Genomic DNA, 11898 nt, shown 5'->3' on the forward strand with positions numbered 1-11898 from the left:
CATTATCTTCCGCTAATTTCTTTGCCGCCTCCCATCAAATAAAGTAACGCCATTCGCACAGCAACCCCGCTGGTTACCTGTTGTGAAATCAAACTAAACTGCGGATCATCCATCAAATCAGAGCTAATTTCTACCCCCCGATTGACCGGGCCGGGATGCAAAACTTTTACCTGCGATCGACACTGTTGAAGGCGATCGCGCGTCACGCCAAACTGTTGGTGATATTCTCGCAAACTGGGCAACAAATGGCTGGTCATTCGCTCTTTTTGCAGCCGCAAAGTCATCACAAAATCAGCATCCTGAAGAGCGGGATCAAGTGTCCAATGAATAAAGAGTTTGCGATCTAAAGAATTGTCGGATTCTTCTACGTAATCAGCAAACCATTTGGGCAACAAAGTTGGCGGTGCTGCTAAATGCACTTCAGCCCCACTCGCGGTCAGACTCCAGATATTAGAACGAGCGACGCGAGAATGCAAAATGTCACCGACGATCGCGATCTTTTTGCCTTTTAGTAATGACAATCGTGGGTTTTCTGAGTCGAGCAAGGTGCAAATCGTAAACAGATCTAGCAGCGCTTGAGACGGGTGTTCGTGCTGTCCATCCCCGGCATTCAACACGCCCACTTTCACGCCTAGACGATCCATTTCGGCGGCGATCGCTTGCGGCACTCCCGCTTCTTTGTGGCGAATCACCATCATGTCGGTGCCCATCGCCAGATAGGTTTTTGCGGTGTCTAAAATCGTTTCTCCTTTGCTCAGAGAAGACGTGCCGGGGGCGAAATTGAGCGTATCGGCAGAGAGACGTTTGGCGGCGAGTTCAAAACTGCTGCGGGTGCGGGTCGAAGATTCAAAAAACAGGTTGGCGACGACTTGACCTTGCAGCGTAGGCACTTTTTTGGTGCGGCGAGACAGCACTTCTCGAAAGCTACTGGCCGTTTGCAGCACAATGTCGTATTCCGCAGGGGAAAAGTCTGCGAGAGAAAGTACATGATGACGAGTCCAAGACATGAAAATTGTGAGGAACGATACAGCAAAAATAAATCACTCAAATATTCATAGCGCAAAACGACTGCCTTCCCACCATCCTATGCTCGAATCTTATGAAAGACCGCTAAAAGGAGGTTTAGAAAAAGATTTCTGGCGTTGCTAAGTAAAGGGATGAATTTATGAGGAGTGTCAAGCTTTTCGCCTCTAAGTCTCCCATTCTGAGTGACTTTGAACGATTACCTCTAACCCATTTCAATGAACTTCACACTGTGAGCCAGTACTTCGGTGCAGGGCGATTGAGTGTATGAACGACTAATTTTTAAGCATCCTCTAAGACTTACAATCCGGCAAACCACTCGTAGCCTTGATCTTCCCAGTAGCCTTTGCGGGGAAATAGGCTGTTGGTTAATGTAATGCGGGTCACCCATTTACTTTGTTTGTAGCCGAGTTTGATCGGGGCAGCCAGTCGGAGCGGGGCCCCATAGTCGATCGCTAGTTTCTCCCCATTTTTCTGATACGCCATCAAAGTCTGAGGATGCAGACAGGAGGCTAAATCCCAACTTTCGTAGTAGCGATCGGCTGACTGAAAGTACACATATTTCACGCTTTCTTTGGGCTGTGCCAGGGCAATCAGATCGCGCAACCGCACGCCGCCCCACTGCACGATCGCTGCCCATCCCTCGACGCAGACATGACGAATCACCATCGAAGTCAACGGCAGTTTGTAAATATCATCAAGATTAAGCTGCATGGGTTGATTGACCTCGCCATCGATCGTTAATCGAAAGGTTTTTGGATCAATTTCAGGCGTAAATCCGAAGGTATTAATAATTAGCTTGTTTGGCTCAATTTTGCTAATCGGAAATTCTGGAACGGGCGTTTGCGGCTTGAGTAATAATTCTTCAACTCGTTGGTTAAGAGGTTCAGAAACAATCCCTACAAGGTCAGCCAGCGGACTCAACGCACAGCCACCGAGCAGCAAACCACCACTCGACAAACCCGCAGTTTTTAGAAATTGGCGACGGTTAACTTGCATCTATTCCTCGATCTTTAATCTGCGCCAAAACATCGATTCAATCAGTGGAGAGCCACCAATTTTGAGGGCGAGCAGGGAATGCACGATCGCAAACACAATCACCGTCGGCACCGTCATAAAATGCACCACGCGCATCGATTGCCAATCGCCAAACATTTCCACAATCCAGGGAAACTGAGCAGGTTTGTACATGCCCATGCCGCTGAGAATCGAGAGGAGCAGAATGGGAACGATCGCGGTATAAACCACCCGATGCCAGGCGTATGCTTTGCGTTTGGGATTTTTGCCGATTTGCAGTGCTTTGAGATCGTTGAATCCGACAAAACGATGTTTCCAGCGACGGCTAATCAGAATGTAGAACCCATACCAGAGTAGGTTGAGAGAAAATAGCCACATGCCAAAAAAGTGCCAGTCTCGACCGCCAGCCAGCCAGCCTCCTAGCAAAAAGATCGGCGGAATCTCCAGCCCGGCTCGTCCTCCAAAAACGGGGTTGGCGTTGTAGATTTGCAGTCCGCTGGTCAACATAATCGACAAACTAACCACATTTGCCCAATGAAATACTTTGGCTAGAATCGCTTGTTTGGGCAACAGGGGCGGCTTTGAGCTTTGAGCGGAGTCAGCAGTCATGGTCAAACAATCCGGTATTCTCCCTCATTATTGTCATACAAATTACCAAAAAACGTGAGTTTAGCAGTCTCAGTTTGAGCTATCTGCTAGGAGTTTTTTCAGAAGTTCGATGAAGGTTTTCGCTGCGTTGTTTAGTGCTTTTGCCCCAAGCTGCCAATTATGGAGATTTTAAGGCAAGTGTTCTGGCTTAGGATCGTCAATTGAATAAGATCGATGATTGCCTGGTTGCTTCGCCCCCTACATCCCCCAGTCTGGGGGACTTTGAGAAAGCAGAGATTCTGGAATTTAAGGCAGTTTCGCGGTTCAAAGTCCGCCAAATTTGGGGGATTTAGGGGGCAGAAGCCGAATTAAACGAAGCGAAACCGCAAGAATTACAGGTTGTTTAATTCACGATCCTTAAGGTTTCGTACTGAGGGATTTAGGAGTCATTTTCGAGTGAATCACTACAGAGAAGCATTTCTCGAATTCACGTTGAGCTATGTCAAACCAGGCAGGTAAGGCAAATCGGTGGTTCCTACTGGATATCCAAGTTGGGTGAGCAGGGTTGTCAATTGACCGCGATGGTGAGTTTGATGGTTAAAAAAGTGGGTGACTAATAGCCAAGCGGGACGAGTGTAAGAATTAACGGGCTGAGTGACACTGGTGTAGGTAAAAGGCGCGTTGAGCCATGAGTCTGAAAGTTGAGCCGCCCAGGTGAGAATCTGGCGATCGCTCCTCTCACGTTCTTGGCGAAGTTCCTCAAAATCAGCGTACAAATCTTGATCGAGTCTGGCGACAAAGGGAGTTTGGGTAAAGCGTCCCAACCAGATGCGATCGCCCACCAAAATATGATTTAGCGTACCGTGAATGGACTTGAAGAATGCACCCAGATCTTCTTTGCGCTTGGCATCGGGAATATTGGCACAGATTTCATACAGGTTTTGATTCATCCAATGGTTGTAGGCGGCCAGGGTGGTGTAATTGTTCATATTGGCTCACTGCGAACTACCTTTGATCTTCTGCCAAAATGCACCGTTGTCAAGACGATCGCTAATACTAAAAACATTTCGCCAGAAAGCCGTTCAGAAAAGAGAATTGCAGCAGCAAAAATTGTCACAAATGGTTGAAGTAACTGAAGTTGACCAATTTTAGCAATACCGCCCATTTCTAACCCTCTATACCAGGCAAAGAATGCTAGAAACATACTAATGAGACTGACATAAAGAAAGCCAATCCACGCAGATAAGACATTGTGATCGCTGGAAATCGTCACGGTCGAGCAAAAGAGAGGAATCGCGATCGGTAATGAGAAGACCAACGCATAGCAGATCACACGCCAACTGCTGATTTCTTTCGCTAATCTGGCTCCTTCTGCATACCCAAAGGCTGCGCTGATGACTGCGAACAATAAAGCAATATCTGCCTTGTGTAAAACGCCGCCACTGAGGTCAATGGAATAAAGCACGATCGCTGAACTGCCAATCAATCCTGAAATCCAATATCCCAAAGATGGTTTTTCTTTAGCAAGAATGACGGCAAACAAGGCGGTGAATAAAGGAATCAGACCAACGACGATCGCGCCATGAGAAGCCGGAACAGATTCCATTGCATAAGCGCTAAACAATGGGAAGCCAAATACAATTCCCAATGCTACTGTGATCAGTCGTCGAGCTTGTCGAGGCGTTGGTTTTCTGCTTTTGGTGATTACGAGTAGTAATAGACTGAGTATGCCAGGAATAATCGCTCGACCTACACCAACAGCAACGACTCCAAACAAAGGAATAGCCGCTTTTGTCGCAGGTAACGTTAAACCAAATCCACAAACGCCTAAAAGCCCAAACAGGGATGCCTTAAATTCGTCTTTCATTCAAAAATGCTGAATGTGAGCTTTGACGATCGCATCTGACGTAAATTCAATCATTGGTTGCAAGTCAAAAATTTTGTCTTAAAGTTCCCCAGAATTGGCAGCTTGGGGAGCAGAAGTCTTGAGCAACGCAGCGAAAAAACTTGCTCAAACTGACCTCATTTGAATTCTCCAGCAGCTTCAACTACCAATTGTGATGTTGATCCAGCCAAGCCCGAACTTCTGCTTCAGAATTAAGGGTGCTAGAGGTTTGATTGGTTGGATTGTAGATTTGATAGTAAGTGTTGCCGCAGCGATCGCGCTTCTCTGTAATTCTCGGTTCTAAACTTGTTGTCATTGCATTCATTAATCCATGAAAAACTTGACGGAAACGCATTGCTGATTCTCCTGTGTTACGATTTCAAACATTCAATTTTTGAGTTACTCTACAATTCATCTTCTCTGATCTTTCTTAAGCAAAACAGAGGCAGTTAAGCTAAATTGTGATGGGTACAGTTCTAGTTGTGACAACTGTAATGGTTGCGATCGCCCCAAACTGTATTGGTTCCCCTCAAAAGAACAGCTATGAAAGTCGAACTAATCGAAAAATCTCAGGACAAAAACCTCTACCAACAAGTCGCCGATCGACTTCGCAAACTGATTCTTGAAGGAACGCTACAGCCGGGCGATCGTCTACCTTCTGTTCGCAAACTGCATCAACAACTCTCCGTTAGCATCTCTACAGTTCTCGAAGCTTACCGATTGTTAGAAGACCAGGGATGGATTGGAGTGCGCCCCCAGTCGGGATATTTTGTCAAATTGCGCTTGATCACACCCGCCGAACCCAATCAGTCTGAATTGCCCAAACCCAACTTGCCTGTCGAAGTTTCTCTCGCTTACCGACTCGGCGTGACCAAACTTGACCCTACACAAATCAACTTAGGGGCAGCCGTTCCTAGCGTGGAATTGTTGCCGATCGCCACCCTCAATCGCCTTATGAATCAGGTAATTCGCGCCCATGCCGACGCAGTTCATTCTTATTCGCAACCCAAAGGCTGTGAGAGTCTGCGTCACGAAGTTGCCAGGCGATTGATGGATGCTGGGTGTTCGGTTAATCCCGATGCAATGGCGATTACCAATGGGACAGCAGAAGCGGTTTATTTGTCCCTTCGAGCCGTGACTCAGCCAGGGGATGTAGTCGCGATCGAGTCCCCTTGCTATTACGGTCTGCTCGAAGCTCTGGGTGCCCTTCATCTCAAAGCTTTAGAATTACCCACTCATCCCAAAGAAGGCATTTCTCTAGAGCATTTGGCAGCCGTTTTAGAAAAGCGTCAGATTGCGGCCTGTGCTCTGGTGACAAACTTTAGCAATCCTCTGGGAAGTTGTATGAGTGATCTCAAAAAGAAACAACTGATCACTTTGTTGGATGAATACGATGTGCCGCTGATCGAAGATGATATCTATGGAGATTTGTATTTTGAAGGCACTCGGCCCAAAGCGGTCAAAGCCTTTGATACTCAGGGACGTGTTTTATATTGCGCCTCTGTTAGCAAAACCCTTTCCCCTGGATTGCGCGTCGGTTGGGTTGTGCCAGGACGCTATCAAATGCAAATCGAACAACTCAAAATGACGATGAATTGGACAACTGCGATCGCCCCCCAACTCACGGTGGCCGCCTTTCTCGCTAGTGGAGGATACGATCGCCATTTGCGTCATCTGCGGCGCGCTTATCAGCAACAAGTCGATCGCATGACTCAAGCAATCTGCGAATATTTTCCACCCGAAACAAAGGTGACGCGCCCCAACGGTGGCTATGTGGTGTGGTTAGAATTGAGCAGTCATTTTGATGCCATGATTCTATATGAACAAGCTCTCGAACAACACATCAGCATTGCTCCCGGTGTCATGTTCTCGCCCTTTGGCAACTATCAAAACTGTCTGCGCCTCAATTGTGGAATTCCCTGGAGTCAGGAAGTCGATCGGGCAATGCAAACCCTGGGAGCGCTAATCAAACAACAGTTGTCCAGATAAAGTTTTTCGCTTGACCTTGGATTGTCTCTACCTGGGCATTCTGAAAATAGGCGAATTTGATGGAAGTGACTCGCTGCGGTTGTTAATTCAGGCAGATCCCTAAATCCCCCACGAGTAGAGGACTTTGAAGCAGAATTCTTCTCTGAAAGTCCCCCAAAATTGGCAGCTTGGGGAGCAGAAGTGCTGAACAACGCAGCGAAACCCCCTCATCGAATTTACGTTAAAAATCAAGACGATCGCATTCACGATGACCAACGAACCTCAACACGATGATGCCGTCTTGGGCGGGTCTCAAGTTCCGACGGGAGCGCTGATTTTAGGCGGATTTGAGGGACTGAGACGACGCTTAAAAAATCCGATCGCCACCCACCGATCTGCCGCGCTGATCGAATCTCTTCAGTATGGAGAGCGAGGATTAAACTTGGTGATTCGGGCGCTCAACGATCGCTCAGAAGAGGTTCGGCAAAGTGCTTATTTGCTGCTCAAAGACCGATCAGAACCGAGAGTTCTCAAAGCAATTCAACAGTATTACGTCAGCTTGAACTATGAATATCTGCGAAGTCTTTTGGCAGCAAAACGGTGGCAAGAAGCCGATCAAGAAACAAAAGTCGCTATGTTCAAAGCCTGCGGATTGCGGTTGACCGATCTCTCCGAGATACCCGCAAGGGGTCGCTTGACTTCAGAACGCATTGCGATCGACTTCCCCTGTCAAGATTTACAGATTCTCGATCAGCTTTGGATGGACTACAGCGGCGATCGATTTGGCTTTAGTGTGCAGTCTGCTTTTTGGCAAAAAATAGATGCAACCTTTTGGGATAAATCAGAAGTTTGGAGTCGGTTTGGCGATCGAGTCGGCTGGCGGGTCAATCGTTTGATCGATCACCATTGGAAACGCTACGACCAACTGACATTTAACCTGGAAGCACCGAGAGGTCACTTGCCGTACTTAGGCGACGAATTTGGCATTTTTACAATAGAAGCGATCGCAACTCGAATACGTTCTTGCACGCTAGAAAACTAATTAGAATTCAAAATGAAACTGAGTTTTTGAATGGAGAATGATCAACTATAAACGGTTAATTAATCACTCTCCTAACAGCTAAATGTGTACCGCTAATTCAACAACGTTGCAACGGTGCGATTGCGACTGTGACCATTTTGAGCAAAGCGATCAACCAAAAGCTGACGATACACTGCCTCATACCCATCCGCCATTTGTACAACATCAAAGTGATTGGCAATGTGATCACGACAAGCCTGACGAGCGATAGTATGCACCTGATCAAGCGCATCAATACATTCGTCAACGCTGTGACACAAAAATCCTGTCTTACCGTGAACGATGATTTCGGACGTAGAGCCTAGCTCCATCGCAATCACAGGCGTTCCGGCGGCCATCGACTCCACCATCACCAAGCCAAACGGTTCTCGCCAGGTAATCGGAAACAGAGTCGCCACCGCATTCCCCATCAGCGTATTTTTTTGAACGTGATTGGCTTCCCCTAAATACTCAATCTGCTTGCCGTCAATGTGGGGTTTGATCAGCTCCTCATAATACTCAACGTCTACGCGATCGACCTTGCCCGCAATCTTTAAATGCCAGCCTGTGCGTTTTGCGATCTCGATCGCCGTGTGAGTTCCCTTTTCTGGTGAAATACGCCCTAAAAAAGCCAGATATGGGGCTCGATCTGACTGCAAATAGAACTTATGACTATTTGTATTAATACCGTTATAGACCGTCGCGACGTAATTTAAGCCTAATCTCGGTTCTCTTTGAGTGTTTGAAATACTGACATAGGGTTGGTTACGAGCATGTCTAAAGAGCTTTTCGTTATCCATTGTAAAAGCCCCGTGGAGGGTATGCACCGTGGGCGTTTTGACGAGCGGCGCACAGGGCAAAGCAGCACAACCGATGTGAGAATGAATGATGTCAAACTCTTGCGATCGCTGATACACTTCGCTCAATTGCAACATTTCATAAATCGCATGTTCTTTGACGTTGCCATCTAACCGCAGCGCACGGGGATGAACCGCCTCGATCTCAGCCAAACTGTGAGAATCACCACTGGCAAACAAGGTCACCTCATGACCTCGACGCACTAATTCGTCCGTGATCAAGCTGACGACTAACTCAGCCCCCCCATAAGCAGGAGGAGGAACACTTTCCCAGAGGGGCGCAATCTGAGCGATTCGCATATACAAGTCTCCAGATTTACAAAAAAAATATTATCTGGTTATGACTTTACAAAACACTTAGAGATTTTTCATCCAACCGTGGGAGGATTACTGAGTGATACTTTTGTCAATGAGTTAGAGAACGCCTAACGATCGAGCCAAACAATACCCTGGCTAGATGCCAATGTCGCTGCCAACTATACTCAGAGCAATGGATGTGAGCGAAAACAAACTAACCCCCCTGGAGCATGAGAGCGGCACTCCCGATCGTCGATCCTACAAACAATCCCAAGTCCAATAATTAGTCGGGTCATTCGATCGCCTCAGCGAGGGTTAGTTCGATGAATTTTTTTGCTGCAATCACATAAACGGTGGCATCAGCGAAGAAAGAAGTGGTGCCCGATTTCGCTTGAGACCGATAGATGTAAGGCAACTCGGTGTCGGTCGGGGTGCCATAGCATGGAATCAGATGCAGGTCGATTGCCAATCACTGCTAAGGGACTTGCGTAGAAATAACCTCCCAATGCCTCTCTAGCTCTTCGACTCGTTGCTCTAACCCCGTGATGCGTTGCAGTAATCCTTCCACTAAGGCAATCACCGCATCTTCTGCCTGAGCATACACGGCACAGATTTCTGCTCGACTGATTTCTCGCTTCGGAGGGGTCTCGCTCAATGTCTTTGCCTCTTGCACCTGCCCGCTTCCCAGAAGCGTAGTGTCTCTCTTGCCCGATCCCTCAATTCGTTACTAAGATTTAAGCCTGAGTAGTTACTTTCTGTTCATTGCTCTGGATCTCTGTAATCTTCTGCTGCGCCTGATTTACAAGAGATTGGAATTTGTCTGCAAAGCCGACCATGACGATAACCTTGCTGTCTTTTGAGCAAGCCATAACTCAGAAAGGGAGAATCATTGTTCTCACGCTGGGTTATGAGCTAACGTCTTTAAGCTTTGACATCCCAACCTAGAATCCTGAACTGCTGTCTATACCTAGATTTAAGCAGCCAACGTTCGTGTTCAGCGGCGGCTAACATCCTTCGCATCCCACCCATAACCTCTGTTCCGTCTGCTGCAACACTATTGTTAGACTGCGATCGCTATTGCACGATTGGAAACCTGACTATGCCTGCTGCATCTCTCTCCAAGACTGCGAAAGCACTTTCCCTGACGACTTTGCAAAAACAAACGTTAACAACAAACCTACGGCTAAATCTGGAAGTACAGAGTGCGTCAGAAAAACTAACCCTGCTGCCACAAGAACGGACGTATTCGCAATGATGTCATTTCGTGAACACAACCACACAGAAGACATATTTAAATTATCCTCCCGGTGTCTAGTCAACAGTAGCAGACAGAATAAATTGGCAAGTAACGCTAAAACTCCAACCGTACTCATGATAGTTGCTTCCGGGATTGTGCTCGCAAATAGTTGATAGCTTGCTCTTGCGAAAACTGCAATCGCAAACAAAAACATGATGATTCCTTTGAGAAATGCTGACCCAGCCTGAGCTTTACTGCCCTTGTTAATGACATATAAACTGCTGGCATAGACCAACGCATCACCCAACATATCGAGTGAATCTCCGGTTAAGGATAGCGAATCTGCTCGAACTCCTGCCCCAAACTCAATGACGAACATTCCCAGATTAATGAACAGCACCGCCCAAAGCACCTTGGCTTGCTGTTTTTTCAGTTTTGATAGCTCACTACCCTTATTTTGGCAACAATTGTCGCTCATAGCCCACTTTTTACTCAAACATTCAAACCAATGTTAGAACGTTACTGCAAAAAAGTCTACATTCAAACCAACACTGGAATGTTTCACTCGGCAAGTTGCTTTAAAGCGTGGCAAAGAATTTCAGCTACACGCTGGTCTTTCAAGGAGTAGTAAGCGAGTTTGCCATCGTTTCTGTACTTCAAGATTTTGAGGTCGCGCAGTTTTCGCAGGTGATGAGAGGCAGACGCGATCTTGCCTTCAAGCAGGGAAGCCACATCGCAGACACAAAGCTCTTGACCGTCGCTGAGAGCATGGAGAATCTTCAAACGTGACTTATCTGCCAAAGCACCGAAAAGAACTTGAGCATTTTCCAGAAGATCGTCTTCTGGCAGTGCGTCACTCACCTGAGTAACTAACTCCGCGTTAAAACATCGAACTTGGCAAATGTCGCTTGGCTTGGCTTTAGTCACAAATCTTGACGGGCACGAGTTTTACAACTTAATTCTAGTTAATTACAGTAACTTACGGAGGCGTTCATAATTGTACACCGTCAGCTTTGCTGTGGGGTCTTGAAAGCCGGAATCAGACCCCAAATACTTTCGATAGCCTGGCTTCCTTATTCTCCTTGCACTAACTCAGGGAGAAATTAACATAGCAGTCAGGAATGTTTTTCCTAGCTCGATCGCGTTCACCGTTGAGTTGCACTTCTCAATGGGCAGACACTATCGAGTCCGGGTGACTTTGGATTTGCAGGAGCGGTTTCTAATGGTGTCGTCTGGCATTCTGCCGGACATTGGCGACAGTATTGACGACTTTGTGCCTAGTTGAGCGCGATCGTCTCCAATCAACTCGCCCTGCTCAAGTGGGATGGCGGCAGTGACTTGATCACCGAGTACCAGGTGATTCGCATCTTGCCCAACTATCATCTTCAGCGGTCGCTCACTCGATTTGACTGGGTGATGGATGACCCTGCTCTGATTCATGTGGAGGAACTGAACAACAATGTCACGATTCAACTATGGGATAGGCGTTGCTAAATCACGGAATGAATTGCCCTCCAGATTGAGGGCAACCAAACGTTCAAAGTCCCCCAATTTTGGGGGATTTAGGGGGCGAAAAGATGGACACTTCTCACAGATTTATCCCTTCAATCAGCAACGCCAGGATACGACGATAGAAAGGATTGAGATCTGGCATCTGTCGCAACCCTCGCCCCGCCATTTATGACAGGCTTATTTTGGAAGTTTGCTGAAAGAGGCTACACTCCTGACTCAGTTGGGCTTCTAACCCATTTCAATGGATTTTGCACCGTTAGCCCTGGATTGATTCGAGGGCGGGTTTCTCGGAAAGTTGCAAGATTTCAGTTTACAAATACCGCTTTTGCGATCGCAAATACAACTCACCTATTCATCAATACTGCTTTTGCGATCGCAGTTTCTAAACTCACAAAGACAAATACTGCTTTTGCGATCGCAGTTTCTAAACTCACGAAGATAAATACTGCTTTTG

General features: G+C 47.0%; 15 protein-coding genes. 4 read left to right on the forward strand and 11 right to left on the reverse strand.

The window, feature by feature from the left end; translation table 11 throughout:
• Positions 1 to 2 precede the first annotated feature (2 nt).
• The 6 genes from ACJ2PR_RS26205 to ACJ2PR_RS26230 all read right to left on the reverse strand — a co-directional run bounded on the left by ACJ2PR_RS26205 (position 3) and on the right by ACJ2PR_RS26230 (position 4868).
• Positions 3 to 1007 (reverse strand): aspartate carbamoyltransferase catalytic subunit, encoded by a 1005-nt coding sequence (locus ACJ2PR_RS26205; protein WP_446879163.1) that lies wholly within the window; start codon positions 1005 to 1007, stop codon positions 3 to 5.
• A 316-nt stretch (positions 1008 to 1323) separates the two neighbouring features.
• Complete coding sequence (locus ACJ2PR_RS26210; RefSeq protein WP_446879165.1) at positions 1324 to 2022, reverse strand: molybdopterin-dependent oxidoreductase; 699 nt, start codon at positions 2020 to 2022, stop codon at positions 1324 to 1326.
• Positions 2023 to 2649, reverse strand: a complete 627-nt coding sequence (locus ACJ2PR_RS26215) for a cytochrome b/b6 domain-containing protein (RefSeq protein WP_446879166.1) — start codon at positions 2647 to 2649, stop codon at positions 2023 to 2025.
• Positions 2650 to 3125: 476 nt separating this feature from the next.
• Positions 3126 to 3617, reverse strand: a complete 492-nt coding sequence (locus ACJ2PR_RS26220) for a DinB family protein (RefSeq protein ID WP_446879167.1) — start codon at positions 3615 to 3617, stop codon at positions 3126 to 3128.
• Positions 3614 to 4495: a DMT family transporter gene (locus tag ACJ2PR_RS26225; RefSeq protein ID WP_446870262.1), complete on the reverse strand. Its 882-nt coding sequence runs from the start codon at positions 4493 to 4495 to the stop codon at positions 3614 to 3616. Before ACJ2PR_RS26225 ends, ACJ2PR_RS26220 begins: the two co-directional genes overlap by 4 nt.
• A gap of 181 nt (positions 4496 to 4676) precedes the next feature.
• The gene (locus tag ACJ2PR_RS26230; RefSeq protein WP_446870263.1) at positions 4677 to 4868 is read right to left on the reverse strand and encodes a hypothetical protein; all 192 of its coding nucleotides are present in this window, start codon (positions 4866 to 4868) and stop codon (positions 4677 to 4679) included.
• Between the two features lie 188 nt (positions 4869 to 5056).
• Between ACJ2PR_RS26230 and ACJ2PR_RS26235 the strand changes: the two genes are divergently transcribed.
• A complete protein-coding gene (locus ACJ2PR_RS26235) occupies positions 5057 to 6502 on the forward strand; it encodes an aminotransferase-like domain-containing protein (protein WP_446879168.1) in 1446 nt (481 codons plus the stop codon).
• Between the two features lie 247 nt (positions 6503 to 6749).
• A complete protein-coding gene (locus ACJ2PR_RS26240) occupies positions 6750 to 7523 on the forward strand; it encodes a GUN4 domain-containing protein (RefSeq protein WP_446879169.1) in 774 nt (257 codons plus the stop codon).
• 92 nt (positions 7524 to 7615) lie between these two features.
• On the opposite strand, the gene ACJ2PR_RS26245 is transcribed toward ACJ2PR_RS26240, so the two are convergent.
• The 5 genes from ACJ2PR_RS26245 to ACJ2PR_RS26265 all read right to left on the reverse strand — a co-directional run bounded on the left by ACJ2PR_RS26245 (position 7616) and on the right by ACJ2PR_RS26265 (position 10793).
• Complete coding sequence (locus ACJ2PR_RS26245) at positions 7616 to 8698, reverse strand: glycosyltransferase family 4 protein (RefSeq protein ID WP_446879170.1); 1083 nt, start codon at positions 8696 to 8698, stop codon at positions 7616 to 7618.
• A gap of 289 nt (positions 8699 to 8987) precedes the next feature.
• On the reverse strand, positions 8988 to 9164 hold the full coding sequence (locus ACJ2PR_RS26250; RefSeq protein ID WP_446879171.1) for a hypothetical protein: 177 nt from the start codon (positions 9162 to 9164) through the stop codon (positions 8988 to 8990).
• A 6-nt stretch (positions 9165 to 9170) separates the two neighbouring features.
• A complete protein-coding gene (locus ACJ2PR_RS26255) occupies positions 9171 to 9350 on the reverse strand; it encodes a hypothetical protein (RefSeq protein WP_446879172.1) in 180 nt (59 codons plus the stop codon).
• Positions 9351 to 9792: 442 nt separating this feature from the next.
• Complete coding sequence (locus ACJ2PR_RS26260; RefSeq protein WP_446879173.1) at positions 9793 to 10428, reverse strand: cation transporter; 636 nt, start codon at positions 10426 to 10428, stop codon at positions 9793 to 9795.
• 65 nt (positions 10429 to 10493) lie between these two features.
• Positions 10494 to 10793 (reverse strand): ArsR/SmtB family transcription factor, encoded by a 300-nt coding sequence (locus ACJ2PR_RS26265; RefSeq protein WP_446858692.1) that lies wholly within the window; start codon positions 10791 to 10793, stop codon positions 10494 to 10496.
• 420 nt (positions 10794 to 11213) lie between these two features.
• Here ACJ2PR_RS26265 and ACJ2PR_RS26270 point away from each other — a divergent pair, with 420 nt between their 5' ends.
• The gene (locus ACJ2PR_RS26270; RefSeq protein ID WP_446879174.1) at positions 11214 to 11426 is read left to right on the forward strand and encodes a hypothetical protein; all 213 of its coding nucleotides are present in this window, start codon (positions 11214 to 11216) and stop codon (positions 11424 to 11426) included.
• Positions 11427 to 11612: 186 nt separating this feature from the next.
• Positions 11613 to 11898: hypothetical protein (locus ACJ2PR_RS26275; protein ID WP_446879175.1), on the forward strand; the 286-nt coding region annotated here is incomplete at its 3' end.

Source organism: Phormidesmis sp. 146-33 (assembly GCF_052939515.1).

Coding starts and splice junctions, on each gene's coding strand:
- ACJ2PR_RS26205 (WP_446879163.1), bottom strand. CDS start 1,007: ATGTCTTGGACTCGTCATCATGTACTTTCTCTCGCAGACTTTTCCCCT.
- ACJ2PR_RS26210 (WP_446879165.1), bottom strand. CDS start 2,022: ATGCAAGTTAACCGTCGCCAATTTCTAAAAACTGCGGGTTTGTCGAGT.
- ACJ2PR_RS26215 (WP_446879166.1), bottom strand. CDS start 2,649: ATGACTGCTGACTCCGCTCAAAGCTCAAAGCCGCCCCTGTTGCCCAAA.
- ACJ2PR_RS26220 (WP_446879167.1), bottom strand. CDS start 3,617: ATGAACAATTACACCACCCTGGCCGCCTACAACCATTGGATGAATCAA.
- ACJ2PR_RS26225 (WP_446870262.1), bottom strand. CDS start 4,495: ATGAAAGACGAATTTAAGGCATCCCTGTTTGGGCTTTTAGGCGTTTGT.
- ACJ2PR_RS26230 (WP_446870263.1), bottom strand. CDS start 4,868: ATGCGTTTCCGTCAAGTTTTTCATGGATTAATGAATGCAATGACAACA.
- ACJ2PR_RS26235 (WP_446879168.1), top strand. CDS start 5,057: ATGAAAGTCGAACTAATCGAAAAATCTCAGGACAAAAACCTCTACCAA.
- ACJ2PR_RS26240 (WP_446879169.1), top strand. CDS start 6,750: ATGACCAACGAACCTCAACACGATGATGCCGTCTTGGGCGGGTCTCAA.
- ACJ2PR_RS26245 (WP_446879170.1), bottom strand. CDS start 8,698: ATGCGAATCGCTCAGATTGCGCCCCTCTGGGAAAGTGTTCCTCCTCCT.